Origin of the sequence: Micromonospora sp. NPDC005413 (assembly GCF_040606435.1) — a bacterium.
Taxonomy (GTDB): Bacteria; Actinomycetota; Actinomycetes; order Mycobacteriales; family Micromonosporaceae; genus Micromonospora.
The window spans coordinates 108494-133807 of the sequence record NZ_JBEXEV010000006.1; the positions used below are offsets into that span (position 1 = coordinate 108494).

At 72.6% G+C, this 25314-nt stretch carries 25 protein-coding genes; 13 read left to right on the forward strand and 12 right to left on the reverse strand.

Going from position 1 to position 25314, the window contains the following annotated elements:
- Nucleotides 1-204 precede the first annotated feature (204 nt).
- The 8 genes from ABZS37_RS10670 to ABZS37_RS10705 all read left to right on the forward strand — a co-directional run bounded on the left by ABZS37_RS10670 (nt 205) and on the right by ABZS37_RS10705 (nt 9548).
- Nucleotides 205-1383, forward strand: coding sequence for a hypothetical protein (locus tag ABZS37_RS10670; RefSeq protein ID WP_355167637.1), 1179 nt, complete (start codon nt 205-207; stop codon nt 1381-1383).
- Nucleotides 1370-3994 carry a nitrate- and nitrite sensing domain-containing protein gene (locus tag ABZS37_RS10675; RefSeq protein ID WP_355167639.1) on the forward strand — a complete coding sequence of 875 codons (2625 nt, stop codon included), beginning with the start codon at nt 1370-1372 and terminating at the stop codon, nt 3992-3994. Before ABZS37_RS10670 ends, ABZS37_RS10675 begins: the two co-directional genes overlap by 14 nt.
- Nucleotides 3991-4467 carry a roadblock/LC7 domain-containing protein gene (locus ABZS37_RS10680; RefSeq protein WP_354994488.1) on the forward strand — a complete coding sequence of 159 codons (477 nt, stop codon included), beginning with the start codon at nt 3991-3993 and terminating at the stop codon, nt 4465-4467. Before ABZS37_RS10675 ends, ABZS37_RS10680 begins: the two co-directional genes overlap by 4 nt.
- A complete protein-coding gene (locus ABZS37_RS10685; protein WP_355167641.1) occupies nt 4464-4949 on the forward strand; it encodes a DUF742 domain-containing protein in 486 nt (161 codons plus the stop codon). The genes ABZS37_RS10680 and ABZS37_RS10685 overlap by 4 nt, the downstream gene beginning before the upstream one ends.
- Nucleotides 4927-5688, forward strand: a complete 762-nt coding sequence (locus ABZS37_RS10690; protein ID WP_355167643.1) for an ATP/GTP-binding protein — start codon at nt 4927-4929, stop codon at nt 5686-5688. Before ABZS37_RS10685 ends, ABZS37_RS10690 begins: the two co-directional genes overlap by 23 nt.
- A gap of 38 nt (nt 5689-5726) precedes the next feature.
- Nucleotides 5727-6242 (forward strand): hypothetical protein, encoded by a 516-nt coding sequence (locus ABZS37_RS10695; RefSeq protein WP_355167645.1) that lies wholly within the window; start codon nt 5727-5729, stop codon nt 6240-6242.
- Between the two features lie 36 nt (nt 6243-6278).
- Nucleotides 6279-8510: an AAA family ATPase gene (locus ABZS37_RS10700; protein ID WP_355167647.1), complete on the forward strand. Its 2232-nt coding sequence runs from the start codon at nt 6279-6281 to the stop codon at nt 8508-8510.
- A gap of 105 nt (nt 8511-8615) precedes the next feature.
- Nucleotides 8616-9548: a superoxide dismutase gene (locus ABZS37_RS10705; RefSeq protein ID WP_355167649.1), complete on the forward strand. Its 933-nt coding sequence runs from the start codon at nt 8616-8618 to the stop codon at nt 9546-9548.
- A 62-nt stretch (nt 9549-9610) separates the two neighbouring features.
- On the opposite strand, the gene ABZS37_RS10710 is transcribed toward ABZS37_RS10705, so the two are convergent.
- The 9 genes from ABZS37_RS10710 to ABZS37_RS10750 all read right to left on the reverse strand — a co-directional run bounded on the left by ABZS37_RS10710 (nt 9611) and on the right by ABZS37_RS10750 (nt 16456).
- Nucleotides 9611-10120 (reverse strand): GNAT family N-acetyltransferase, encoded by a 510-nt coding sequence (locus tag ABZS37_RS10710; protein ID WP_354994494.1) that lies wholly within the window; start codon nt 10118-10120, stop codon nt 9611-9613.
- A 141-nt stretch (nt 10121-10261) separates the two neighbouring features.
- A complete protein-coding gene (locus ABZS37_RS10715) occupies nt 10262-11146 on the reverse strand; it encodes a hypothetical protein (protein WP_355167651.1) in 885 nt (294 codons plus the stop codon).
- Complete coding sequence (locus tag ABZS37_RS10720; protein WP_355167653.1) at nt 11127-11780, reverse strand: DUF3618 domain-containing protein; 654 nt, start codon at nt 11778-11780, stop codon at nt 11127-11129. Before ABZS37_RS10720 ends, ABZS37_RS10715 begins: the two co-directional genes overlap by 20 nt.
- Before the next feature lie 22 nt (nt 11781-11802).
- Complete coding sequence (locus ABZS37_RS10725) at nt 11803-12198, reverse strand: phage holin family protein (protein ID WP_355167655.1); 396 nt, start codon at nt 12196-12198, stop codon at nt 11803-11805.
- Nucleotides 12195-12845, reverse strand: coding sequence for a hypothetical protein (locus tag ABZS37_RS10730; RefSeq protein WP_355167657.1), 651 nt, complete (start codon nt 12843-12845; stop codon nt 12195-12197). The genes ABZS37_RS10725 and ABZS37_RS10730 overlap by 4 nt, the downstream gene beginning before the upstream one ends.
- 169 nt (nt 12846-13014) lie before the next feature.
- Nucleotides 13015-13419, reverse strand: a complete 405-nt coding sequence (locus tag ABZS37_RS10735; RefSeq protein WP_355167659.1) for a DUF3263 domain-containing protein — start codon at nt 13417-13419, stop codon at nt 13015-13017.
- Nucleotides 13420-13525: 106 nt separating this feature from the next.
- The gene (locus tag ABZS37_RS10740) at nt 13526-14542 is read right to left on the reverse strand and encodes an ABC transporter permease subunit (protein ID WP_355167661.1); all 1017 of its coding nucleotides are present in this window, start codon (nt 14540-14542) and stop codon (nt 13526-13528) included.
- Nucleotides 14539-15549 carry an ATP-binding cassette domain-containing protein gene (locus ABZS37_RS10745; protein ID WP_355167663.1) on the reverse strand — a complete coding sequence of 337 codons (1011 nt, stop codon included), beginning with the start codon at nt 15547-15549 and terminating at the stop codon, nt 14539-14541. The genes ABZS37_RS10740 and ABZS37_RS10745 overlap by 4 nt, the downstream gene beginning before the upstream one ends.
- Before the next feature lie 121 nt (nt 15550-15670).
- On the reverse strand, nt 15671-16456 hold the full coding sequence (locus ABZS37_RS10750) for a DeoR/GlpR family DNA-binding transcription regulator (RefSeq protein WP_053654382.1): 786 nt from the start codon (nt 16454-16456) through the stop codon (nt 15671-15673).
- 200 nt (nt 16457-16656) lie between these two features.
- Between ABZS37_RS10750 and ABZS37_RS10755 the strand changes: the two genes are divergently transcribed.
- From ABZS37_RS10755 to nagA, 3 genes are read left to right on the forward strand one after another with little or no spacing between them, the layout of a single operon-like run.
- Nucleotides 16657-17586, forward strand: coding sequence for an SIS domain-containing protein (locus tag ABZS37_RS10755; protein WP_355167665.1), 930 nt, complete (start codon nt 16657-16659; stop codon nt 17584-17586).
- Complete coding sequence (locus ABZS37_RS10760; protein WP_355167667.1) at nt 17583-18533, forward strand: ROK family protein; 951 nt, start codon at nt 17583-17585, stop codon at nt 18531-18533. Before ABZS37_RS10755 ends, ABZS37_RS10760 begins: the two co-directional genes overlap by 4 nt.
- A complete protein-coding gene (gene nagA, locus ABZS37_RS10765) occupies nt 18530-19639 on the forward strand; it encodes an N-acetylglucosamine-6-phosphate deacetylase (RefSeq protein WP_355167669.1) in 1110 nt (369 codons plus the stop codon). Before ABZS37_RS10760 ends, nagA begins: the two co-directional genes overlap by 4 nt.
- 582 nt (nt 19640-20221) lie before the next feature.
- Here nagA and ABZS37_RS10770 read toward each other — a convergent pair.
- Nucleotides 20222-21487 (reverse strand): DUF4032 domain-containing protein, encoded by a 1266-nt coding sequence (locus tag ABZS37_RS10770; RefSeq protein ID WP_355167671.1) that lies wholly within the window; start codon nt 21485-21487, stop codon nt 20222-20224.
- Between the two features lie 77 nt (nt 21488-21564).
- On the opposite strand from ABZS37_RS10770, the gene ABZS37_RS10775 reads away from it, so the two are divergent.
- Nucleotides 21565-22302, forward strand: coding sequence for a phosphatase PAP2 family protein (locus ABZS37_RS10775; protein ID WP_355167818.1), 738 nt, complete (start codon nt 21565-21567; stop codon nt 22300-22302).
- An 11-nt stretch (nt 22303-22313) separates the two neighbouring features.
- Nucleotides 22314-23546 carry an APC family permease gene (locus ABZS37_RS10780; protein WP_355167673.1) on the forward strand — a complete coding sequence of 411 codons (1233 nt, stop codon included), beginning with the start codon at nt 22314-22316 and terminating at the stop codon, nt 23544-23546.
- On the opposite strand, the gene ABZS37_RS10785 is transcribed toward ABZS37_RS10780, so the two are convergent.
- Together ABZS37_RS10785 and ABZS37_RS10790 are read right to left on the reverse strand one after the other, a co-directional pair.
- Entirely contained in the window at nt 23525-24310 is a 786-nt protein-coding gene (locus ABZS37_RS10785) for an ABC transporter permease (protein ID WP_355167675.1), read from the reverse strand. The genes ABZS37_RS10780 and ABZS37_RS10785 overlap by 22 nt on opposite strands.
- The gene (locus ABZS37_RS10790) at nt 24307-25296 is read right to left on the reverse strand and encodes an ATP-binding cassette domain-containing protein (RefSeq protein ID WP_355167677.1); all 990 of its coding nucleotides are present in this window, start codon (nt 25294-25296) and stop codon (nt 24307-24309) included. Before ABZS37_RS10790 ends, ABZS37_RS10785 begins: the two co-directional genes overlap by 4 nt.
- Between the last annotated feature and the right edge of the window lie 18 nt (nt 25297-25314).

Consider the following 25314-nt stretch of genomic DNA (forward strand, 5'->3'; position numbering starts at 1 on the left):
CCCTCCATGTCACACCCACGGATGAAACAGAGCGTGTCGGAGACAAGGACGAATGGTGACATCGCGCGAAGTGACGCGAACCTGACTCATCGACCAAGGCCTGACCCGTGGGGGTTTCGATTAGTTTTCCGGTCCGGTGCACGGGACTTGTCGGCTTACCCGACACCGCGCCGATCCGCGCCCCACGCCGGAGGAGAAACACACATGACAGTCCCCGCGCCGCGGGCCCGTCGACGGCCGTCCGCCCTGGGCCGACTGCTGCCCCTGCTGCTCGTCGGGGCACTACTGGCACCGGTGGGTCTGCTCTTCACGTCTACCTGGCGGCAGACCACCCACGACCGGGACCTGGCCGCCCGGGAACGGCTCGGCGTGCAGTACCTGAGCGCTCTGGCCCCGGTCGCCGATGCCCTCGTGGAGGCCCAGTCCGCCGCGGTCAACGGCCGCCCCGCCTCCTCCGAGGCGCTGAACCGCGCGATCGAAGAGGCCGCCGCGGTGGACGCGCGAATCGGCGTCGAGCTGCTCAGCCAGGAACGCTGGGCCGGAGTACGGGCCAAGCTGGAAGCGCTGGGCGACCGCAGCCCCGCCGACCCGGAGTCGGCCTTCACGGCGTACAGCGAGGTCACCGACCTGCTGCTGGATCTGCACAGCAAGGTTCGAGAAAGCTCCGGGCTGGTACGCGATCCCGCAGCCGACTCCTTCTTCCTTCAGGACAGCGCCGGCCAGGAGTTGCCCGAGGCGGTGGTGGCCGCCAGCCGGCTCGCCGATCTGGCCACGCTGGTCTCCCGCCGGCCGGCTGCCGAGCAACCCCGCGGCCTGCTCGAGCTGACCGCCCTACGGGTGAGCGCCCTGGCACCCGCCAACGACCTCGTCGACAACCTGCGCTCCGCCGTGGACGGCTCGGAGAGCACCGATCTCGGCGCCAACGTGCTCACCCCGCTGGACAACTACCAACGCTCGGTGGAGGCCCTGGCCGCGTACTCCGCCCCGGCCAACGGCACGGGCGTGGTGGACCCGGGCAAGGTGGGCGCCGCCGGGATCAACACGCACCGCGCAGCCCGCCAACTTCAGCCGGTCATCCTCGCTGAGCTGGACGCCCTGCTGGTCGAGCGCATCGACGAGCTCGACCGGGACCGCTGGCTGACCATCGGCGCGGGGGTGATCGCCGGGCTGCTGCTGAGCTGGCTCGCCGCGCTGCTGATCACCGCCGGACGCCGGGCCCGGCACCGGGCCGCCATGGCCGCGACCCACGCGGACAGCCCCGACACCCCGTCGCAGGGCGACCCCTGGCAACCGGCGGCCGGCGACCCGCGAGGGCTGCAACCGGCCGGCGCGGTCGGTGACCTGGAGGCCACACAGTGGGGGGCGTTCGATGCTGCTCGGTAGGCTCCGCATCCGCGGAAAGCTCGCGCTGCTCGTGGTGATCCCGCTGCTCAGCATGGTCGGCCTGGCCGTGCCCGTGATGCTCGACCGGGTGGCCGCGGCGCAGCGGGCCGGCGACACCGCCGACCGGGTACGGCTCGCCAGCCGCGTCGGCAGCCTGGTCCAGGACCTCCAGCAGGAACGCATCCTCTCGGTCGGCTACCTGCTCGGCAGGGTCGACCGTAGCGAGCTGGTCCGCAAGTCCGCCGATGTCGACGATCGGGTGGCCGACCTGCGGGCCGGGGGGAGCGATGCGCTGACCGACCGGGTCGACCGCGCCCTGGACGGGGTGTCCAGCCTCATCGACCTGCGGACGGCCGTGCTGGCCCGGGTGGCGAACCCGGGCCAGGTGATGGAGGCTTTCGGCCCGGTCAACATGGGGTTGATCGAGTCGTTGCAGCTGGTGTTCGGTGTGGACACCGACACGTTGCCGGGCCGTCAGGTGCTCGCCCTCGACGGGCTGCTCCGCGCCGACGAGGGCCTGGGCGCCTGCGCCACTCTGAGCGTGCTGGTCAAGGCGATCGGCAGCCCGGACACCACCGCCGGGTACGTGGCGTGCATCGCGGCCCTCCAGGTCGACAGTAGGCGCTTCCGTAGCCTGATCACGCCCGAGCAGCTCAAGGTGGCACAGCTCAACGACGCGGCCGTGGCCGCGCGTACCAGCGCCGACTTCCTGGTCACCAGCGCCCGGGACCCGGCCAGCGCGGTCCGCGAGGTGCCGATGGACGCGCTCTTCCCGGCCGTCCGCACGATGATCCGACTCGGTCAGTTCGTGGAGAAGAAGCTGGTCGCCGACGTGCTCACCGAGGTGACCGCCGAGCAGCGGCGGGCGCTGACCGCCGCGTACCTGGTCGGTGCCGCGGCGGCGCTGATCCTGGCGCTTGTGGTGCTGCTCAGCGCGGCGGTCGCGCGGACGGTGGCCCGGCCGCTGACCCGACTCACCCGCTCGGCCGACCGGGTCGCCCGCATCGCGGAGGCGGAGCTGGTCCGGGTCACCGACGACGAGGCGGAAAGTCATCAACCGGTCCGACTGGAGCCGGTGGACATCCGGGCCAACGACGAGATCGGCGACCTGGCCCGAGCCTTCGACCGGGTGCAGAGCACGGCGGCGCGGCTGGTCGAACGGCAGGTCGCCGGGCGACGCAACGTGGCGCAGATGTTCGGCCACGTCGGGCGGCGCACCCAGAACCTGGTGGGCCGGCAGATCGCGCTGATCGACCGGCTGGAGCAGCAGGAGGTCGACCCGGGCCGGCTGGAGCACCTGTACCGCCTCGACCACATCTCCAGCCGGTTGCGGCGCAATGCCGGCAGCCTGGTGGTGCTCTCCGGCTCGGCCGGGGCCGACCCGCACACCGCGCCGGTGCCGCTGGCCGATGTGGTCCGGTTGGCGCTCGGCGAGATCGAGGACTACACCCGGGTGGAGGTGCGGGTGCCTGCGGGCATCTCGGCCGCGCCAGCGGTGGTCGGCGACCTCATCCTGGCGCTGGCCGAGCTGATGGAGAACGCCACCGTCTTCTCCCCGCCCCACACCCGGGTGCTGGTGGCCGCGGAGGCGTCCGGCCTCGGCGCGCGGATCACCGTGGTGGATCACGGCATCGGCATGGGCGAGCAACGGCTGGCCGAGGAGAACGCCCGGTTCGCCCGCCGGGAGCGGCTCGACCTGACACCGACCGAGGTGCTCGGTCTCTTCGTGGTGGGCCGGTTGGCCCGCCGTCACGGCTGGGAGGTGGGCCTGGCCGCCACCGCCGGCGGTGGGGTGACCGCCCACCTGGAGATCCCATCGGCGTCACTGGTGCTGCGCCGCGCCGACCCGGCCGGAGCCGCCGTGGCCCGTGCCACGGTGCCGGAACGAGACCGGCGTACGGCGGCACTCAAGCCCGAACATGGCGCACGGGCCCTCACGGCGGCCGTCGCCGCGCCCGCCCGCTTCGACTCGGACCTGCTCAGCCGGGCCACCCGCAGCCTGGGGGCCGGGCCGTCCTGGAACGCGTTCGGTGGCGGCCAGCCCGAGCAGGCCGTTTCCACACCACCGGACCCGGAACCGTCGGCCACGCCGGGCAAGCCGGCCACGCCGCGGGTTCGGCAGCGGGTGCCCGGGGCCAGCCTGCACGCCACCGCCGCACCGACCCGGCCGGTGGACGCCACCGGCGCGGACCCGGCCGCTGCCCGCGCGCTGGTTGAGGCGTTCCAGGCCGGTGTACGCCGGGCCGAACTGCAGGTCGCACCGGGCCGCGATGGCAGGTCGATGGGGACCGCCACCGACCCGACGGCCGATGTCGGGTCGGCTGGGGTGGACCCGAGCGTGACCGTCGACCTGCCTACCACGCCGGGGGGCGTCGGCCTCGCGGTGGCCGGTGCCGGCGACCCGGCCGAGGCCGGACCGAGTCAGCCCCGGCTGAGCCGACGGGTACCGGGGGCGAACCTCACCGTCGTACCGGCCTGCCAGCCGCTCAGTACGCACCTCGGTGACCCGGCCGAGGTCCGCAATCTCATCAAGGAGTTCGAGGCGGGCGTCGCCCGCGCTCTCCGCGAAGTCAGCCCAGACCGCCGGAACGAAGAAGGATCATCACGGTGACCAGCCCCTTCCTGCACGACAACGTCGAACACCAGAGCCAGTCCGGCGCAAGCGGGGACCTCAGCCCGGAGGCCCGCACGTTCAACTGGCTGCTGGACTCCTTCACCTCCAGCACCGCCGGGGTCCTGGAAGCGATCGCGGTCTCGTCGGACGGCCTGCTGATGGCCATGTCGGCGATCAAGGACCGGTCCAACGCGGAGCGGTTGGCCGCCGTGGTCTCCGGGATGACCAGCCTCGCTGGTGGGGCGGCCAGTTGGTACGCGCTCGGCGGCCTGAACCGGGTGATCGTCGACATGGCCGACGGCTACCTGCTGATCAGCGCGATCAGCAGCGGTTCCGTGCTCGGGGTGGTCGCCGACCGGTCGGCCAACCTGGGCACCGTCGCGTACGAGATGACGCTCTTCGCCGGGCGGGCCGGTGGCGCCCTGACCCCGCGGCTGATCGTCGAGTTGAAGAACGCCGTCCAGCAGTGACCCCCGACGTCGCCGGCGAGGATCCGGACCCGGAACCCACGGTCCGGATCCGCCCGTACCTGCGCACGCCACCCCCGACCGGGGACGGCACGGCGGCACCGGGGCTGCCGGAGCCCGAACCGGACGGTGCTCGGCCGGCCGGTCCCCGTCCGTTCGTGCTCACCTCCGGTCGGGTGGCGGGTGCCGACCCGGCGATCGGGCTGGAGACACAGGTGACGGCCCGCGCGGACAGCGGCTGGTGGAGCGGCCCGCCCGGCGCCCTGCTGGCACCGGAATTCCAGGCGATCATCGCGCTCTGCGCCGAGCCGATCTCGGTGGCCGAGATCTCGGCCCGGACCCGGCTGCAATTCGGCGTGACCCGGGTCCTGGTCGGTGACCTACGGGCCGCCGGACACCTGGACGTGCACGTGACCGACACCGACGACGCCTTCAACCCCGACCTCATCCTGCGAGTGATTGATGGACTTCGTGCGATCTCCTGAAGGGCCGGTCGCCCCGCTCGGCGGGGTCGCCGGCAACAGCGCCGCCGCCCGTTACGGCATGTCGTTCGGCACCGGGCCCATAGTCGGGCGTACCGGCCCGCCGCCGACCGCGCCGCCGCCGCCGTACCGGCCCTCGTCCGGTACGGGTTCGACGCCGGCACCGGCCCGTAAGCCGGCCGCACCACCGATCCCGGTCAAGATCCTGGTCGCCGGTGGGTTCGGGGTGGGCAAGACCACCACCGTGGGTGCGATCTCGGAGATCGCGCCCCTGACCACCGAGGCCGAGATGACCACCGCCGGGATCGGCGTGGACGACCCGGGCGCCCGGTCCACCAAGACCACCACCACGGTGGCGATGGACTTCGGCTGCGTGACCATCGACCGCAGCCTGAAGCTCTACCTGTTCGGCACACCGGGACAGGCCCGGTTCGGCTTCATGTGGGACGACCTCGCCCGGGGAGCGCTCGGCGCGCTGGTGGTGGTCGACAGCGCCCGGCTCGACGACTGCTTCCCGGCGATCGATTTCTTCGAGCGGGCCGGGCTGCCGTTCGTGGTCGGGGTCAACGCCTTCGACGGGCGGCTGGCCCTGGAGCTCGGCGAGATCCGCTGGGCGCTGGCCATCGGTGACCATGTCCCTCTGGTGCAGTTCGACGCACGGGACCGGCTCTCGGTACGGGATGCCCTGCTGGTCGTCCTGGACCGTGCGCTGGACCGTGCTACCCGGGACAGGAGGGCCTGAGCCGACCGGCTCCGGCCGTGGCGGGAAGGGGTGATCTGGTGAGGGGCGACCTGGACGAGACGCTGGCCCGGCTGGCCCGGCGTGAGGAGGCGCTGCGCCGACGGGCCAACGACCGTGACGACACCGCACCATTGCCGCTCGAACCCGGGCTCAGCCGCGGCGACGCCCGCAACGCCGGGCCGGGCCGGCACGACGCCCGCCACGCGGGGGCGGACGCCCCGGGCGACGTCGCCGGGTGGGGTCCGGTCGAGGAGGTGGCCGAGGCCGTCCGTCAGGCCGTCGGCGCCTACCCCGGACTGGCGGTGACCGTGCAGGTGGAGCACGAAGGGCGGACGTACCCGTTGCGGGTGTCCTGGGACGGGCCGGACGTCACGGTCGGGCCGGTCCCCCCGGCGGCCCCGGTGGACCCCCCGCCGGCCTGGCCGCTGTCCGGCCGGACGGTGCCCGCCTGGGTGCCCGGCACGGACGGGCTGACCCCGGACCCGGCGGCCCGGTTGGCCGAGCTGATCCGGCGGGACCCGTCGCTGTTGGACGGGCTGGATCCGCGGCGCTGACCGGCGGGGCTGGTTGCTGGCGGCTACGGTCGGGCAGTGGCGCAACCCGACCTGACCCTGACCGCGAGCCTACGGCCGGCCGCGCTGGACGCCCGACGAGGCATCGTGCGACTGCACCCGGAGGCGCTGACCGCGCTGGGGCTGCGTCCCGGCGACCCGGTCCGGCTCGCCGGCCGCCGGGAGACGGCCGGGATCGTGGCGGCGGCTGCGCCGGGTGCGAGCAGCGCCCTGCTGTACGCCGACGACCTGACGTTGGGCAACCTGGGCCTGCGTGACGGCGGTCAGGTGCGGGTGACTCCGGTGCCGCTCGTCCCCGCGAGCCGGGTCATCCTGACCGGGCCGGTGGAGGTTGTCGCGGCGGTCAGCCCGGAGATGCTGCGGCTCGCCCTGCTGGGCAAGGTGCTCACCTCCGGCGACGACGTGTCGCTGCTGCCACAGGACGTGCTGCCGGACGCCTCGGTACGCAGCCTGGTCGAGGCCGCTCGACGCAGCCTCGCCAACACGGTCGGTTTTGCCTGGACCAGCACCCTGCTCACCGTGGTCGCGGTCGAGTCGGCCGCCGGCGCGCTGGTCACCATGGACACGGTGGTCGCCTGGGAGCACGGCCAGGCCACCCACGGCGGGCCCGCCGCCCCGGCCGACGCGGCGGCGACCCGGCCACGCGGGACGGCCGCCGGGGCCCCGGCGGTGATTCCGCCTGACGACGCACCCGACGTGGACGAGTTGCCCGGTCTGCGGGCCCAGGCCGAGGAGTTGACCGAGCTACTCGACCTCGGCTTCCACCACCGGGAGGTGTTGGGCCGGCTGGGCACCACCATCTCGTTGGGGGTGCTGCTCGTCGGCCCGGCCGGGTCCGGGAAGTCGGCGCTGGTCCGGGCCGTCGCCGCCCGGGTCGGTGCCCGCGTCCACCCGCTCTGGGCACCGGAGGTGGCTGCCCTGGCCAACCAGGCCGCCGCCGACCGGTTACGCGCCGCGGCCACGGCTGCGGCCCAAGCCGGCGGGCCGGCGGTGCTGCTGGTCACCGACGTCGAGGCGCTCGCACCGGCGGACGATCCCGGCCCGGTGGCGACGGTGTTCCGCCAGGTGCTCGCGGAGAGCATCCGCGCCGGTGTCGCCGTGGTCTGCACCACCGGCCGACCCGAGGCGGTCGACCCCACACTGCGCGCGCCCGACCTGCTGTCGCTGCGGATCAGCATCCCGCTCCCCGACCCGGCGTTGCGCCGCGAACAACTCACCGTGCTGACCCGGCAGGTGCCGCTGGCCGACGACGTCCGGCTGGACGAGGTGGCCGCGCGTACCCCCGGGTTCGTCGCGGCGGACCTGGCCGCGCTGGTCCGGGAGGCCGGGGTACGCGCGGCGCTGCGGCAGAAGGCCGCCGAGACGCCAACGGTGTCGATGGCCGACTTCACCGCCGCCCTGGAGGTGGTGCGGCCGACCACGATGGCGGCATCCACCCTGGATCTGGCCTCGGTGACTCTGGACGACGTGGGTGGCCTTGACGAGGTCAAGCAGACGCTTACCGAGTCGGTGCTGTGGCCGCTGACCTACCCGGACACCTTCGCTCGGCTCGGGGTGCAACCGCCTCGCGGCGTGCTGCTCTACGGGCCACCGGGCTGCGGCAAGACGTACCTGGTCACCGCCCTGGCCGGGTCCGGGCGGGCCAACGTGCTGTCGGTGAAGGGCGCGGAACTGCTCTCCAAGTGGGTCGGCGAGAGCGAGCGCGCGGTCCGCGAGCTGTTCCGCCGGGCCCGGGAGGCGGCGCCCACCCTGATCTTCCTGGACGAGGTGGACGCGCTGGCGCCGGTACGCGGCCAGGCCACCGACGGGGGCACCACGGACCGGGTGGTCGCCGCGCTGCTCACCGAACTGGACGGGGTGGAGACGCTGCGCAACGTGGTGGTGATCGGCGCGACGAACCGGCCGGACCTGATCGACCCGGCGCTGCTGCGGCCCGGCCGGATGGAGCGGCTGGTCTACGTTCCACCGCCGGACGGGCCAGCCCGTGCGGAGATCCTGCGGGCCGCGTCCCGGCAGGTGCCGCTGGCACCGGACGTCGACCTGGCGGCCCTCGGCGACGAGTTGACGGGCTTCTCCGCAGCGGACTGTGCGGCGCTGATCCGGGAGGCCGCGCTGGCCGCGATGCGTGAGTCGTTGGCCGCCGCCACGGTCACCGCTGGGCACGTGGCGAGCGCGCGGGCACGGGTACGCCCATCGCTCGACCCGGCCCAGGTCGCCTGGCTGGCCGCGTACGCCGCCGATCGGTCGTGAGCAGAGAAAGCTGAGCGGCGAGTCAACCTTTCGCCGCGCCCAGGGGGTTCCTAGGACGTCATCTTCCTCAGTGGAGTTGTCCACTCAGACGTCAGGCGGTGCTCCTTGCGCAAGCTGTTCTCTCTTCTCGTCGTCCCGCTGCTGGCGGCGGCGACCCTGTCCACGGTCGGCTCACCGGCGGCGGCTCACCCGGCAAAGCTGTTCCCGGCCCGGATCGCCCTGCCCAACGGCTTCACTCCCGAGGGGTTGACGATCGGCCGGGGCACGACCGTGTACGTCGGGTCCATATTGGATGGCGCGGTGTGGCGCGGTGACTTACGCACCGGGCGCGGCTCCGTGCTGATCCCCGGCACACCCGGCACCGACAAGGCGGGGCTCAAGCTCGACCAGCAGGGCCGACTCTGGACCGCCGACTTCTCCGGCGGCGGCGCCAGCGTGTACGACGCCGGCACCGGCGCCAAGCTGGCCCACTACCAGTTCACCGACGTGCGGGGCAGCTTCGTCAACGACCTGGTGATCACCGACCGGGCGGTCTACTTCACCGACTCCGCGCGGCAGGTGCTGTATGTCGTGCCGCTGGGCCCGGCTGGTCGCCTGCCGGCCCCCACCGCCTTCCGGGTCCTGCAGCTCACCGGCCCGGCCGCGACGCCGGACGCGTACCACAACGGGATCGTGGCGCTGCCGGACGGCGATCTGCTGGTCGCGCAGATGCTGCCCGGCCGGCTGGTACGCATCGACCCGCGTACCGGCGGCAGCCGCCTCGTCGACCTCGGTGGCTACTCCGTGGAGCGGGCCGACGGGCTGGTGCTGCGGGGGCGCACCCTCTACGTGATCCGGAACCTGACCAACGTCATCGCGGTGGTCCGGATGAACGCCGGTTACACCGCCGGGGTCGTGCAGCGGGAGATCACCGGCCCGCAGCTGCGGGTGCCGGCCACCGGCGACCTGCTCGGCTCGGCGTTGTACGTGGTGAACGGTCGGTTCGACGTGGAGTCGACGCCGAGCACCGACTACGACATCGTCCGGGTCCCCGCCTGATCTGTTCGGTCGGCGGTGGCCCCCGCGGTCGCCGCCGACCGGCCCCCGGCGCAACAGGAGGCTCAGAGCGCGGGCGGCGTCGAATCCAGACAGATCTCGGCGCGCACCTTGCCGCCCTCCTCGTGCAGTTTCGCCCCGCACTTCTCCAGCACGGCCACGGCACCAACGTTGTCCCGGGTCGTCTCTGCCACCACGGCCCGCATGCCCGCCCGAGCGGCGGCATTCAACAACTCCCGCAGGGCAGCCGCGCCGATCCCCTGTCCACGTGCCGAGCGGCCGAGCCACATTCCGGTCTCCACCGTGCCGGGCTCGTCACAGCGCGTCATCCGCACCATCCCCATCACCTCGCCGCCGACGAGGATCGCGTACATCTGCGAACGGGTCGCGCCGTCCAGCCCGCCGAAGCTCGCCCGGTGAAACTCCCGGAACGCCTCGCGGCGGGCGAGCGACCAGCCGGCGGGAGCCTCGACCGGAGGCATGACATCACCGGGCTCCGCCTCGGCAGCCGCTACGGAGAGCAACGGCTCCAGGTTCTGCTCGTCCACCGGCTCCAGCCGGACCGCACCCGCCACGTGCCGCAGTCTGCCGCCCTCATCGGCCGAAGTCCACCCCATTGGGCATCCACTGGCGGTCCGGACAGCGGTACCGGCCGGTCGGTCGGCCGGGGTGTTCCACATCACGCTCTGTCGTCACCCGACCGGGGTATCGGCCGCTCAGATCGCCGGGTCGAACTCGCAGAACACCACCGACGCGTCATCGGTGGGCTTGTGCCGGCGCAGCCGATCGGCGTGGTCACGCTCGGCGTCCCGCACCCGATCGATCAACGCGCCCGGCCCGTCGGCACTCAGCAGGTCCAGCAGGCCCGCCCAGTCGGTCAACCCGAACTGCTCCACCGCGCTGGACGCGCCGTCACTGAGCAGTGCCGCCCTGCGGATCGCCGCCGGGCCTCGCCGGGGCATCGTCCCGGTCACCGCGTGGAAGGCCGCGTCCGGGTCGGAGGCCGCCACCCAGTACCCGTGCGTGCGGTTCATCCGCTCCCGCTGGACGCCCACGGCGTGCCGGAACCGCGTGACCGGGTCCGTCGCGCCGCCTGGCACGGTGGCCACTGTCTCCCGCAGCTCCGCCATCGCCACGTCCAGCCGGTTGTCGGTCACCACGCTGACCTGGCCGCCGGCATCCAGGACCAGCGGGCTGTCGCACAGCACCAGATAGTCGACCTGGTCCCCGCAGTCACGCAGGAGGCAGACCGTGCTGGACGGGGTTCCGGGATGGTCGAGATCGCACTGCCCGCCGTGGTCGGCGCGGACGGCGAGGATGGCCGCGGCCAGGTTGCTGGTCAGCCGGGCCGCCGGGCGGACCGCCTCGGCCACGCCGAGCCGGGCGGCCAGGTGCCGGACGTACCACTCCGGCCCGTGCACGCAACCGGTGTCGAAGCCCTCCGGCACGGTCGCGCCGTCCAGGACGCCGACCAGCGGACCGAAACGGAAGACCAGGTCCTCGTTGACCTGCCGGCCAGGGGCCGGTGCGGACGCGGAGCTTGCCCGCATCATCCGCACCGGCCCCGCCGCGCCGACCGGGTCAGCGCTGCCGGAGGTCATCGGCGGCCGCATGCGCCTCCCCCTGCATGTGACCGGTGGCCGAGCGGCCCTGGTCGCGTACCGCGGACACGCCCTGCTGGGCGCTGGACCGCACCGACTGCGCCGCCTGCTGCGCGGGCTCCCGCAGGTTGTCCTGCATCTGGTGGCCAACCTGGCTCGCCTGCTCGCGCAGCTCATCGGAGTGCTCACTCACCATGTTCCGCGCTCGTCCGGCGAGTTGCCGCTCGCGCCCGCTCGGCGGGATCAGTGAGGCGGCCAGCAGACCGACGCCGAAGGCGACCACGCCGGCGGCCATCGGGTTGCCCTGAGCCCGCTCGCGGGACTGGTGCCCGAGCGAGCGCGCCTCGCCCCGCACCGAGTCCATGGCCTCGCGGGACTGGTGCCCGAGCGATCGGGTCTCGTCGCGTACGGAGTCGGTCATGTGCGACATCCGCTGGCTGGTCTCCTGCGCCATGTGGTTCGAGCTGCCCATCACCTTCTCCTTCGCTCGGGTGAACGCGCCGCGCGCCTGCCCGACACGGTCACCGGCGATCCGACGCGGGTTGACCTTGCCGGTCAGCGCGTCGACGTCACTGCTCAACTCGTTGCGGGTGGTCTCGATCTCCCGCCGGATCCGATCCGGATCACTGGACATGACCTGCTACCTCCCGACTCGTTCACCGACCCCGCAGGGCGTCCGGCAAGTCCCGGGCAGTCTGCTTCGTCCGGGGCAGAACCGCACGTGCCCGCTTCAGCTGGGTCCGGGCGTTGATGAAGAGACCACCGGCCACGGCGGCCCAGAGGACCGCGACGATCAGCGCCGCCCACCCCTGGTCCATCGTGTTGGACAGCCCCCACCACACGGCGTACGACACGAAGAGCACTGCCAGGAACCCGGCCACCCCGGCGCCGCCGAACATGCCGCCGGCCTTGCCGGCCTGACTGACCTCCTCGCGGAGCTCGGCCTTGGCCAGCTCGACCTCCTTGCGCACCAGGGTGGACATGTCCCGGGTCACATCGCCGAGCAGTTCGCCGACCGAAGCCTGGGTCCGTTCCTTCTCGGGGGCGCTCACGGGGCCACCCCACCGGGCAGGTCCCGCCCCGGTCGATCGGCGGGCGAGACGTTCTGCGCCCGTGCCGTCCCCACGTACGGCTGCTGACCGTCCTCCGACGGTGCGCCCTGCGGCGCCCGCGAAGCGCCGGCCGCGCTCCCACCTCCACCGTTACCGGAGGCCGGAGCGGTCAGGCCGCGAGTGAGCCGCCCGACCAGCAGCCCGGCCACCGCCGCGCCCGCGAGGAAGGTCCCCGGATGGCGCCGCGCGTACGTGCGTACATCGTCGAGCACCTCGCCGGGCTCACGCTCGTCGAGCCAGCCGGCGGCCTGCTGGGCGGCGTCAGCCACCCGGCGTACCGCTTGACCGGCCAACCCGGAGTCGCCGTCCCGTTCGGCCATCGAACTGAGGTTCTGACCCAGGTCACGCAGGCCCTCGGCGGCTCGCCGCTGCTGCGTCTGCGCCTGTTCCCGAAGCTGCCCGGTGGCCTGACCGGTCAACTGCCGGGCCTGTTGTCGCGCCTCGGCGGCCACCTGCCCGCCCTGCTCGGCGGCGGTGTGGGCGACCTGGCCCCCGGCCTGCGTGGCCTGCTGGCCGACTCGGGAGGCCTCCTGTCGGGCCTGCTGCGCTCTACCGCTCGGAGATCCGCTCTGGTTCGTTGCCGTCATACCCCCGCTCCCTTCCTGAATCCGAGGTGGCGTGGCGACCTCGGAACGCCTCCTGCCTACCCGCCTGGCCAGCCGGCATGCGGTAGGGCCAATGGCAGGGCGGGAGGAGCGGAAGCGGAGGCGTCAACGGGAGGAACGGGCCGAATGCCCCAGCAGGGGTGCGGTGCCGTCAGCGGCGGCGGTTGCGGGCGCGCGACGAACGCAGCCGGCGAAGCCGACCGATCAGCAAAGGATCGGCGGCAAGCGCGGCCGGGTTGTCCAGCAGCCCGTTCAGCAGTTGGTAGTACCGGGTCGAGGAGACCCCGAAGGTGTCCCGGACGGCCTGCTCCTTCGCACCGGCGTGCCGCCACCACTGCTGCTCGAAGGCGAGGATGGCGAGTTCCCGCGCGCTCAGCTGGGCCGTTGGCGCGGCGGGCTCGGCGTCGTCCCCGTCGTCCGGCGCGAGATCATCGGTGCTCTCGACGGATGGTGCCGGCCGCGGAGTCGGGACGGTGGGCCCGCCACCAGCCGCCGCGACGCCCGGGTGAGCCTCGGTGGACGGCTCGGGGGCGGTCGGGGTGGTGTCGGCGGGCATGGCGCTCAGCCTAACCAGGGTCGACCAGGGTCGCAGCAGCCGGCGCGGCCGGCCGCGCACCGTCGGGAATCCCGACGGCCGGGCCGGCCGCGTCGCTTCGCTGTGGTCAGGAGATGTCGCGGCGACGCATCGCCCAGAGCGCCGCTCCGAGGATCACCACCACTCCGACGGAGAGCAGTACGGAGGACTGCTGCCAGGTGATGTCCAGGGTGGCCGGCTTGCACTCCCCGTAGTAGGTCGCGTTGCAGGCGTTGTAATCCTGCAAGGTGACCTTCTTGGTCATCCAGGCCAGCGCGTACGTGGGCAGCAGCCATGCCTCGGCGAACCGCACGCTCGCCATCGCCAGCAGGATGCCGAGCCCGAACTGGCCGACCACCATCACCGCGACGACACCGCCGAGGGCCATCGCGGTGTGCCGCCCCAGCGAGGCCAGCGCGAAACCGATGGTGGTGAGCACCAACACCAGCACCACACCGCGCACCCCGGTCAGCATGAACGACTGCCAGACCCCGGAGGTCACCTTCTCGGTGCTGCCCCGGAACGTCGCGACCGCCCAGAACCCGGCGAACCAGAGCACCGCGGCGGGCAGCGTCACCGCCAGGATGCCGGTGAGCAGCGCGGCCAGCTTGCTGAGCAGCACGGTGAGCCGCTTCGGACGCCAGAGCAGCAGGTTCATCATTCCGCCGGTGCTCCACTCGGCACCGACGAAGGACGCGCCGATCACGAACCCGACCAGCGCGAGGATCGCCGCGAACGGGATCAGCGTCTCGTCGAACGTGTCCCGGAAGTTGAACGTCGAGGGCAGGAACCACTGCGCCTCGATCTGGTCCCGCGACGGTGCGGTGATCACCGAACAGTCGTCGGGATAGCGGCCGTCGTTCGGCGTGCCGGCTGTCTTGGCCTGCTCACACGCGACGCGCTCCTGCTCGCTCCAGCGCACCTGCTCCTGGTACTGCTGGTCGGCTTGGCGTTCGGCCTTGGCGAGCTGGCCGGCATCGATCTTCTGGTTGGTGAAGAACACCCCGACCACCACCGCGGCCAGCACCAGCAGGCCGAGCAGCGTCATGTAGCGGGTGAAGCGCCGTTTGGCGAGCCGGCGCAGCTCCGTACGAAAGAGGCTCACGCGCCCCACCCTCCTGCGGTGGCACCGGGCTGACCCGCCCCACCGACCTTCATGGACTCGTCGACCTGGCGGTTCTGCCCGGGTACCGGCGCGGTGGCGGTCAGTTCGAGGAAGACGCTCTCCAGATCGACGGCGATCGGAGCCAACTCGCTGACGTAGAGGTTGTGCTCGGCGAGCAGCCGCGTCACCGAGGCCGGCTTGTCGACGCCGACCAGCATCAGGTGGTCCGGGTGCGCGGTGACCCGGATCCCCGCCCGGGTGAGCGCCTCGGTGGCCGCCGGCAGGTCGCTGACCGCTTCCAACCGGATCCGGACCGCATCGGACGAGTGCTGCGCGAGCACCTCGTCGACCGGGCCGAAGGCGACCCGCCGGCCCAGCGAGATGATGGTGACCGAGTCACAGATCAGCTGGACCTCGCCGAGGATGTGGCTGGACAGCACCACAGTCATCCCGGATTCGGCGAGGTTGCGCATGAGCGTGCGCATCTCCCGGATGCCGCCCGGGTCGAGGCCGTTGGCGGGCTCGTCGAGGATGAGCAGCTTCGGGTTCTTCAGCAGGGCCGAGGCGACGGCGAGCCGCTGCTTCATGCCCAACGAGTACGTCTTGACCCGTTCGCCGGACCGGTCGCGCAGCCCGACGAGCTCCAGCACCTCGTCGACCCGGCTGGCCGGCACCTCGCCCGCCCCGGCCAGCAGGGACAGCGTGTCCCGTGCCGAGAAGTGGGGGAAGAACTGCGGGCTCTCCACGATCGCACCGACCTGGCCGGCGACCGTGGGCAGCGCGTCGGGCACCTCGTGCCCGAGCAGCGCCATCCGGCCGCCGTCGGGCCGGATCAGGCCGAGCAGGGTACGCAGAGTGGTGGTCTTGCCTGACCCGTTGGGGCCCAGGAAGCCGTGCACCTGCCCTGCGTCGACCCGCATGTCGAAGCCGTCAAGCGCGTTGCGGGTGCCGCGTCGACGACTCTTGTACGTCTTACGTAGACCTTCGATCTCCAGGACAGCTGGCAAGCTGCACCTCCCCCGATGGGTGGGCGTGACAGCCGACACCATACGCGGTATGCAGGCTCGCGCAATACGCGGTATGCATCGACGCGCCGAACGGGCTATTTCATCGACGCAACGTGACCGCTCAGGCGCAGACGACCTGCACGCCGGCAGCGCGGAACGCGTCCACCACCTCGGGGGCGGCACCGGAGTCGGTCACCAGCGTCTCCACCCGCTCGACCGGGCAGATCCGGGCGAAGGCATGACCCCCCAGCTTGGACGAGTCCGCGATGATCACCACGCGCTTGGCGCGGGCCACCATCAGGTTGTTCATCGCAGCCTCCCCCTCGTGGTGGGCGGCGGCACCGAGCTGCGGGTCGATCGCGTCGACGCCGAGCAGCGCGACGTCCAGGGTGACCTCGCGCAGCAACGCCCCGCCCAGCGGGCCAACCAGTTCGAACGACTTCGGGCGCACCACCCCGCCGGCCACCACGACCTTCATCCGAGACCGGACCAGCAGCTCGTTGGCGATGTTCAGCGCGTTGGTCACCACCGTGAGCTGGGCACCCTCGGCACTGGTGTTCAGGTCCGGCCGGACGGCGAGCGCTCGCGCCACCTCGGTACTGGTGGTGCCGCCGTTCAGCCCGACCACGGTGCCCGGCGTGACGAGTGCCGCGGCAGCCGCGCCGATCCGCTGCTTCTCGGCGGAGTGCTTGGCCGTCTTGTAGCGCAGCGGCAGGTCGTACGAGACACCGTTCGCGACCGCGCCGCCCCGCGTCCTTGTGATCATCTGCTGCTGGGCGAGCTGGTCGAAGTCACGCCGGATGGTGGCCTGGGAGACGTCCAGCCGCTCGGCTGCCGCCTCGACGCTAACGCGGCCGTTGTCGGTCAACATCTCGAGCAGCGCGTTCCATCTGGCGTACCGGTCCACCTCGGGGGCCCTCCCAGTGACTGCACGGACGGTGATTGATTGCGTGCACACTAGTGCGCAAAACTAGGCTTGCGCAAAAGACTGACCTGCGCGATCGGCCGGTCGGTTGCCACGGCCACCCGCGCTCGCGCAGAATGACGCGCGAAACACGGGTCTAACGAGCCGTATTGCGCACCGGTCGCCCCTGCGAGGAGTTTCCCATGGCGTACGTGGACGCGGAGATCGCGAGCCAACCCGACTGCTGGCGGGAGGCGGCCGAGCTGGCCGGCGTCGTCCACGGTGACCTCCCGCGCCCCGGCGAGCGAGTCGCCGTCGTCGGTTGCGGCACGTCGTGGTTCATGGCGATGGCGTACGCGGCCCGCCGCGAGCAGGCCGGCCAGGGCGAGACCGACGCGTTCCAGGCGTCCGAGTTCCCCGCCGGGCGCCGCTACGACCGGTTGATCGCAATCACCCGCTCCGGCACCACCACGGAGGTGCTGGAGCTGCTCGCCGCGCTGCGCGGACGGACGCCCACCACCGTCATCGTCGGTGACCCGGCGTCGCCTGCGGTCGAGCTGGCCACCGCCGCGGTGACCATGCCCTTCGCCGACGAACGGTCGGTGGTGCAGACCCGCTTCGCGACAACTGCGCTGGCCCTGCTCCGCGCCCACCTCGGTGACCCGGTGGCCGCGCTCGCCGCCGACGCCGAAGTGGCGGTGCGCTCCCCGCTGCCGATCGACCCGGCCACCATCGAGCAGGCCACCTTCCTCGGTCGAGGGTGGACTGTCGGGTTGGCCCAGGAGGCAGCGCTGAAGTGCCGCGAGGCGGCCACCTTCTGGGCCGAGGCGTACCCGGCGATGGACTACCGGCACGGGCCCATCTCGATCGCCGCGCCCGGCCGGCTGGTCTGGGCGTTCGGCGAGCTGCCCGACGGGCTGCCCGAGGATGTGGCCGCCACCGGCGCCGCCTTCGTGCACAGCCGCACGCACGGTTGGCGCACGGTGCTGGGCAGTTGGTCCGCCGGTCGTACCCCGGTCGACCCGATGGCCGACCTGATCCTGGCTCAACGCTTCGCGGTCGCGCTGGCGACCAGCCGGGGCCTCGACCCGGACGCGCCCCGGCACCTGACCCGGTCAGTGGTGCTGGCGTGAGCGAACGCGTGGTCGTCGCTCTGGACGTCGGCGGCACCGGCATGAAGTGCGCCCTGGTCCGGCCGGACGGTGTCGCGGTAAGCACCGAGCGGCACCCCACCCACGCCGCGCGCGGCCCAGCCGCCGTGGTCGACACCATCCTCGACGTGGCCGAAGGGCTGGCCGACAAGGCCCGCGCCGACGGGCTCACCCCGATCGCGGTCGGAATCGCCGTGCCCGGGGTGGTGGACGAGGCGCGCGGAGTCGCGGTCTGGTCGGCGAACGTGGGCTTCCGGGACGTACCCCTGCGGGACCTGGCGGCGACGCGGCTCGGCCTGCCGACGGCGCTCGGCCACGACGTGCGGGCCGGTGGCCTCGCCGAGGCCCGGCTCGGCGCCGGCCGCGGCACCGGCCACGTGCTCTTCGTGGCGATAGGCACCGGCATCGCCGCCGCGCACGTCGTCGACGGCGCGCACGTCGTCGGCGCCCACGGCGCCGCCGGGGAGATCGGCCACGTTCTGGTACGTCCCGACGGCCCGCGCTGCGGCTGCGGCCGGCCCGGCTGCCTGGAGGCGGTGGCCTCCGCCTCCGCGATCGGCCGCCGCTACGCCGAACTGGCCCGTGAGACAGCCGACGCTCCCGTGACGGCGGCCGAGGTGGCCGAGCGGGCCGCTGCCGGCGAACCGCTCGCCAGCCAGGTCTGGCAGGAGGCGGTCGAGGCGCTCGCCGACGGCCTCGCCACCGGGCAGGCACTGTTCGACGTGGCGACGATCGTGCTCGGCGGGGGCCTGGCCCAGGCCGGGGACCGGCTGCTGACCCCACTGCGGGCGGCGCTGCACGAGCGGATGACCTTCCACCGGGAGCCGCGGCTGGTCGCGGCAGCCCTCGGCGACGAGGCCGGCTGCCTCGGAGCCGCCCTGCTCGCCCTGGACGCCGTGGGCGTCCTTAACCATCAGGAGAAGCGATGACCGTACGGGTCAACGGCCAAGTGGTGACCCCGACCGGTGTCATCCGACAGGGCTGCGTCGAGTGGGACGGGGATCGGATCACCGCAGTGGCCGAGTACCCGTCGGTCCGGGACGGGCACTGGATCCTGCCCGGCTTCGTCGACATGCACACACACGGCGGCGGTGGGCACACCTTCACCACCGGGGATGCCGACGAGGCCCGGGCGGCGGCGGACTTCCACCTCGCCCATGGCACCACCACTTTGCTGGCCAGCCTGGTCAGCGCGCCCTTCCCGCTGATGCGCGCTGCCACCGAGGCGTTCGCCCCGCTGGTCGACGAGGGTGTGCTGGCGGGCGTCCACTTCGAAGGGCCCTACCTCTCCGCCGCCCGCTGTGGCGCGCAGAACCCGGAGTTCCTGCGCGATCCGTCGACCGACGAGCTGACCGAGCTGATCGAGCTGGGCCGGGGCGCGATCCGGATGGTCACCCTCGCTCCGGAGCGCGACGGCGCACTGGAGGCGATCAAGCTGCTCACCGCGCAGCGGGTGGTGGCGGCGGTCGGCCACACCGACGCCACGTACGAGCAGACCCGCGCCGCGGTCGCCGCCGGCGCCAGCGTCGGCACCCACCTGTTCAACGGCATGCGGCCCGTGCATCACCGCGAGCCGGGCCCGGTGGTGGCCCTGCTCGACGCGCCCACCGTGATCTGCGAGCTGGTCGCCGACGGGGTGCACCTGCACGACGGCATGCTGACCTTCGCCGCCGCGACCGCAGGCCCGGACCGGACCGCGCTGATCACCGACGCGATGGCCGCCACCGGGATGCCCGATGGCGAGTACGAGCTGGGCGGCCAGGCCGTCACGGTGGTCGACGGAGTGGCCCGTCTGGCCCGCGACGGCGCGATCGCCGGCAGCACACTGACCATGGACGCGGCGCTGCGGCACGCCGTGGATGCCGGGATCCCGATCGCCGACGCGGCACGGATGGTGGCCACCACCCCGGCACGGGCCATCGGCCTGGGCGACCGGTTGGGCGCCATTCAGGTCGGCCTCCGCGCCGACCTGGTAGTGCTGGACGAGGACCTGAACGTGGTTCGCGTGCTGCGCGGCGGCTCCTGGGTGGAGTAACACTCGGCCGCTGCTCCGCGCGCTCAGCGTGCCGCAGCGTGTCGCAGTCTGCGGCGTCTGCGCCGTGCGGCGTCTGCGGCCGAGATCGGTCATCGGCACTGTCCCGGCCGGCCCGACGTGTACACCGCAGCCCCTTTGGAGCTGAATCGCTTACGACATCACGCTGTCGTCCCCAGCGGCTCAACGGGCCTAGCGGCTCAGCGGCCCCCGGCCCGCCGGTCGGCAGCGCCCGGCCCAGCGGACTAACGACCCAACGACCAACGACCCAACGGGCCATGGGCCAACGGGCCATGGGCCAACGGGCCATGGGCCAACGGGCCATGGGCCAACGGGCCATGGGCCAACGGGCCATGGGCCCAGCTGGCCCGGCTGGCCCGGCTGGCCCGGCTGGCCCGGCTGGCCCGGCTGGCCCGGCTGGCCCGGCTGGCCCGCGGGTGAATCGTTTGCGACATCAGCTCCAAAGGCAGCAACCACACCCACCCGGCCTCCGAGTGCCGACGATGGGGACCGCCGTGGTCTACGCGGCAAGGTGCTGCCGGCGCAGCGTGACTGGCCAGGGACGGACACGGCAACTGGACCGGGTCAGCTGGTAGCGGGCACCTCGACGCCGAGGACGGCCTGCTCGTCGGGACGGTGGACCAGCACGTCGGCCAGGTACGACTGGACCGCGTGGCGCATCCCGACGTCCCGGGCGGCCCGCTCGGACAGCAGCCACTTGTGCTCGATGATCTGCGCGAACAGCTCCTGCGGCTCCAGCTTGCGGCGCAGGTGCGCGGGGACGGCCCGGACCACCGGCTCGAAGACCTCGGTGAGCCACCGGTGCGCTGCCTGCTGCTCGTCGGTCAGGTCGCTCTCCGCCCGGTAGGCGTCCAGGTCGTTGAGCAGCTTGCGGGCCTGGTTCTCCTCGGCGTCCAGACCGGTCAGCCGCAGCAGTCGCCGGGTGTGGTAGCCGGCGTCGACCACCTTCGGCCGGACCAGGTAACGCCCGTCGTCGATGGTCGACATGGCCACCTCGGCCACGTCGAAGCCCAACTCGTTGAGGCGGCGGATCCGACCCTCGATGTCGTGCCGGGCCTCCCGCTCGACGGCCTGCTCGTAGGTGATCTCGTGCCAGAGCCGCTCGTAGCGCTGCACGACCTCCTCGCAGACCACTTCCGGGTCGATGGACTCGTGCAGCAGCCCGGCTGCCTGCAGGTCCAGCGCCTCGCCGAAGATGTTCACCCGGGCGATCTCCAGGTCCTCACCGCGCTGCCCGTTGGAGAGTGAGTTGTGCAGCGCGCCCGTCTCCGCGTCCACCAGGTAGGCGGCGAACGCGCCCGCGTCCCGCCGGAACAGCGTGTTCGACAGCGAGCAGTCGCCCCAGAAGAAGCCGGTCAGGTGCATCCGCACGATCAGGGCGGCGAGCGCGTCGAGCAGCCGGCTCATCGTCTCCGGCCGCAGGGTGTGCGAGAAGAGCGCCCGGTACGGCAGCGAGAACTGCAGGTGCCGGGTGATCAGCACCGACTCGAGGGGCTCCCCGTCCTCGGTCTGCCGGTCGGCGACGACCGCCACCGCCTCGACCGAGGGAAAGTCGATCCGCTCCAGGGCCCGAAGCAGGTCGTATTCCCGCTCGGCGATCCGCTCGCGGGTCTCCTTGAACGCATAGACGTACTCACCGAGCCGGACGAACCGGACGATGTGTCGGGAGATGCCCTGCGGCAGGGCCACCAGATGCTGGGCAGGCCACTCCTCCAGCGGTGTCGACCAGGGCAGGTCGAGCAGCGCCGGGTCCACGAGGGCAGACGTGATCCGCACGGGCACAAGCATGACGCCTCGCCCTCCGCATCGCCTCTCATCGTGGCTGGGCACACAGCGCGGGACGCCACGGTCTCGCGCCGGGCCGGTAGCGTGGTCCCGTGCTCAAACCCACGGCGGTACGACGTGACCTGCGGCTACGGCCAGTCCGCCCGGCCGGCTGGTGGTTCGACGCGCTGCTGCTGGTCGGGTTGGTCGGGTTGACCGTGGCGCTCGCCGCGGACCAGCTCTTCGGGCTGGACCGGGCGATCGCCGACTGGGCCGACGGGCACCGACCAACCGCCGCTTACTGGGTGGCCCGGGTGCTGAACCTGCTCGGCCAGGGCACTCCGCTGACGTTGATCGCGGCCGGATTGGGCGTGCTGCTGGCCGTTCGGCTGCGGTCGGTGCGGCCGATCCTGCCGCCGGTGGTCGCGTTCGCGCTGACCTATCTGACCATCGGCCCGTTCAAGGTGTGGACCGCGCGCGCCGCACCGAGCGCCAGCATCAAGGAACCGTTCCTGCCGCCCGAGCAGACCCTGCCGCTGTTCCACGTCGATCTGCCGGTGCGATTCGCCCAGTCGTACCCGTCGGGGCACGTCGCCAACGCGATCGTCTGGTACGGGGTCATCGCGCTGCTGCTCGCCCCGCTGGCTCGCAGCTTCGGCCGGCAACTGCCGGGCCGGCTGATCACCGTGATCCGCATCGTGCCGCCGCTGGTCGTCCTCACCACCACCACCTACCTGGGCTGGCACTGGCTGACCGACTCGGTGGCCGGGCTGCTGCTGGGGCTGATCCTGGACCGGCTGCTGCACCGGGTGCCCTGGGACGATGTGCCGCTCCCCGGCCGGCTCCGCGCATGGGACCGGCCGTTCACCTCGTACACCTAGGGTTTCGGTCCGTGGATCAACTGGCGCGGCGGCTCGGCGTACCCGATGCGGTTGTCATCGGGTTGGGCTCGATGCTCGGCGCGGGCGTCTTCGTGGTCTTCGGCCCGGCCGCGGCGGCGGCCGGCGGGTCCGGGTTGCTGCCCGCGTTGGTGCTGGCCGGCTTCGTCGCCTTCTGCAACGCGACCAGCTCGGCGCGGCTGGCTGCCCGTTACCCCGAGTCCGGCGGCACCTACGTCTACGGCCGGGAGCGCCTCGGGCCGTTCGCCGGGTTCCTGGCCGGCTGGGGCTTCGTGGTCGGCAAGACCGCAAGCTGTGCGGCGATGGCGTTGACCATCGGGGCGTACCTGTGGCCGGGCCAGGCCCGGCTCGTCGCGGTCGGCGCGGTGCTCGCGGTGACCGCCGTGAACCTGCGCGGCATCGGCAAGACGGCCACCGTGACCAGAGCGCTGGTCGTGCTGGTGCTCGCGGTGCTGACCCTGGTCGCGGTCGTCGGGGTGGTGGGCGGGCCGGTGCACCTGGATCGGCTGGCCGACCCCGGCGGCTCCGCCCGGGGCGTGCTCACCGCCGCCGGGCTGCTCTTCTTCGCCTTCGCCGGATACGCCCGGATCGCCACGCTCGGCGAGGAGGTCCGTGACCCGCAGCGGACCATTCCCCGCGCGGTGCCGCTGGCGCTCGGGGTCGTGCTCGCGATCTACCTGGTGCTGGCCGTGGTCACGCTCGGCGTGCTCGGCGCCGAGCGGCTGGCCGGTTCCGCCGCGCCCCTGGTCGACGTGGTGACCGCCGCCGGGCTGCCCGGCCTGGCGTGGGTGGTCCGTGCCGGGGCCACGATCGCGGTCACGGGGGTGCTGCTGTCCCTGGTCGCCGGGGTCGGCCGCACCACGCTGGCGATGGCCCGCCGCCGCGACCTGCCCGGCGCGCTGGCCGCCGTGCACCCGGTACGCCAGGTGCCGCACCGCGCCGAGCTGGCGGTGGCCGCCGTGGTGATCGTGGTGGTCGCGCTCGGCGACGTACGGCAGGCGATCGGCTTCTCCAGCTGCACGGTGCTGGTCTACTACGCGATCACCAACGCGGCGGCGCTCACCCTGGGCCGGGACCCGGACCGGCGGATGCCGGCCCGGGTCCTCGCCGGTCTGGGCCTGGTCGGCTGCCTGCTGCTCGCGGTCAACCTGCCGCTGGGCAGCGTCCTCGCCGGCTTCGGCGTGCTCGCCGTCGGCGCCGCCGGTCAGCGACTCAGCCGCCGGTAGCGGCGCACTGCCAGCGGAGCGAACGTCGCGATCAGGAGCACCGGCCACACCACCGCCAACAGCATCGCGTGCTCCGCCGGCCAGGAGTCGCCACCCAGGCCCGGATTGCCGAACAACTCGCGGATCGCCGCGACGGTGGCCGACAGCGGATTCCACTCCGAGATCGCACCGATGAACGGCGGCATCAGCTCCGGCGACACGAAGACATTGGAGATCGCGGTGAGCGGAAACGCCGCCGGGAAGACGATCACGCCGACGGTGTCCGGATTGCGGACCAGCAGCGCCAGGTAGATCCCGATCCAGGTGATCGCCACTCGCAGCAGCAGGAGGAGCCCGACGGCGAGCAGAGCTTTTCCGACGCCATGTCGCCACTGCCACCCGACGAGCAGGCCACAGACCAACAGGGTGGACATCTCCAGCAGGGCGCGGAGCAGATCGGCGGCGCTGCGGCCGGTCATCAGGGCCGACCGTGCCATCGGCATCGACCGGAACCGGTCGACGACACCTCGGCTGAGATCCAGCGCCACGCCGCTCGCGGTGGCGCCAAGGCCGTACAGCATCGTCATCACGAAGACCCCGGGCAGCAGAAACTCCCGATAGTTGCCGCCACCCGGCACCTCCATGCCGCTGCCGAAGACGTACCCGAAGACCAGGACGAACATGATCGGCAGCGAGAAGTAGAGGATCAACTCCTCCGGCGCGCGGATCACGTGGATCATGTTCCGCCTGGTCATCGTCCAGCCATCTGCGATCGCTGCCGTCATGCCACGTCGACCTTTCGTCCAGCGCCAGCGGGCTGGCGGGCTTCGTCGGGCCGGTGCCCGGTCAGGTGCAGGAACGCCTCGTCCAGCGTCGCGCGCCGCAGGCCGATGTCCTCGACCGCGATTCCCGCCTCGTCCAATGCGCGCACCACGTCGACCAGCCCGGCGACCCGGTCGGCCACCGGGACGCTGAGTCGCCGAACCTCCGGATCACACTCGGGCTCCGCGCCGCAGATCGGCGCGACGATGCGGGCAGCCTGAACCAGGTCGGCCGCGTCGCGCACCACCACCTCGATCCGGTCACCGCCGGTCATCGACTTCAACTCGTCCGGGGACCCCTCGGCCACCACCCGACCGGCGTCGATCACCGAGATCCGATTGGCGAGCTGATCGGCCTCCTCCAGGTACTGCGTGGTGAGAAGTACCGTGGTCCCGTCCGTGACCAGGGCGCGGACCAGGTCCCACACCTGGTTGCGGCTGCGCGGGTCCAGGCCGGTCGTCGGCTCGTCGAGGAAGAGCACGCGCGGCGTACGGATCAGGCTGGCGGCGAGATCCAGCCGACGGCGCATCCCACCCGAATACTCACCGGCGGACCGACCCGCCGCCTCTTCGAGCCCGAACCGTTCCAGCAGTTCGCCGGCTCGTTGGCGGGCCGCCCGTCGGCCGAGCCGGAACAGCCGGCCGAACAACTCCAGGTTCTGCCGGCCACTGAGGGTCTCGTCGACTGCGGCGTACTGGCCGGTCAGCCCGATCCGGGCACGCACCTCGTGCGGCTGACGCAGCACGTCGAACCCGGCCACGGTGGCCCTGCCGGTGTCGAAGCGCAGCAGCGTGGCAAGGATTCGTACGGCCGTCGTCTTTCCGGCGCCGTTCGGTCCCAGCAGTCCGTACACCGTGCCGGTCGGTACGGTCAGGTCAAACGTGTCAAGCGCGCGGGTTGGGCCGTACCGCTTGCCCAGACCCTCGGCGACCACCTCGAATGTCGTCATGCCCCCACGGTTGCCTGG

Coding starts and splice junctions, on each gene's coding strand:
- ABZS37_RS10670 (WP_355167637.1), top strand. CDS start 205: ATGACAGTCCCCGCGCCGCGGGCCCGTCGACGGCCGTCCGCCCTGGGC.
- ABZS37_RS10675 (WP_355167639.1), top strand. CDS start 1,370: ATGCTGCTCGGTAGGCTCCGCATCCGCGGAAAGCTCGCGCTGCTCGTG.
- ABZS37_RS10690 (WP_355167643.1), top strand. CDS start 4,927: ATGGACTTCGTGCGATCTCCTGAAGGGCCGGTCGCCCCGCTCGGCGGG.
- ABZS37_RS10715 (WP_355167651.1), bottom strand. CDS start 11,146: ATGACCTCCGGCAGCGCTGACCCGGTCGGCGCGGCGGGGCCGGTGCGG.
- ABZS37_RS10720 (WP_355167653.1), bottom strand. CDS start 11,780: ATGTCCAGTGATCCGGATCGGATCCGGCGGGAGATCGAGACCACCCGC.
- ABZS37_RS10730 (WP_355167657.1), bottom strand. CDS start 12,845: ATGACGGCAACGAACCAGAGCGGATCTCCGAGCGGTAGAGCGCAGCAG.
- ABZS37_RS10735 (WP_355167659.1), bottom strand. CDS start 13,419: ATGCCCGCCGACACCACCCCGACCGCCCCCGAGCCGTCCACCGAGGCT.
- ABZS37_RS10755 (WP_355167665.1), top strand. CDS start 16,657: ATGGCGTACGTGGACGCGGAGATCGCGAGCCAACCCGACTGCTGGCGG.
- nagA (WP_355167669.1), top strand. CDS start 18,530: ATGACCGTACGGGTCAACGGCCAAGTGGTGACCCCGACCGGTGTCATC.
- ABZS37_RS10785 (WP_355167675.1), bottom strand. CDS start 24,310: ATGACGGCAGCGATCGCAGATGGCTGGACGATGACCAGGCGGAACATG.
- ABZS37_RS10790 (WP_355167677.1), bottom strand. CDS start 25,296: ATGACGACATTCGAGGTGGTCGCCGAGGGTCTGGGCAAGCGGTACGGC.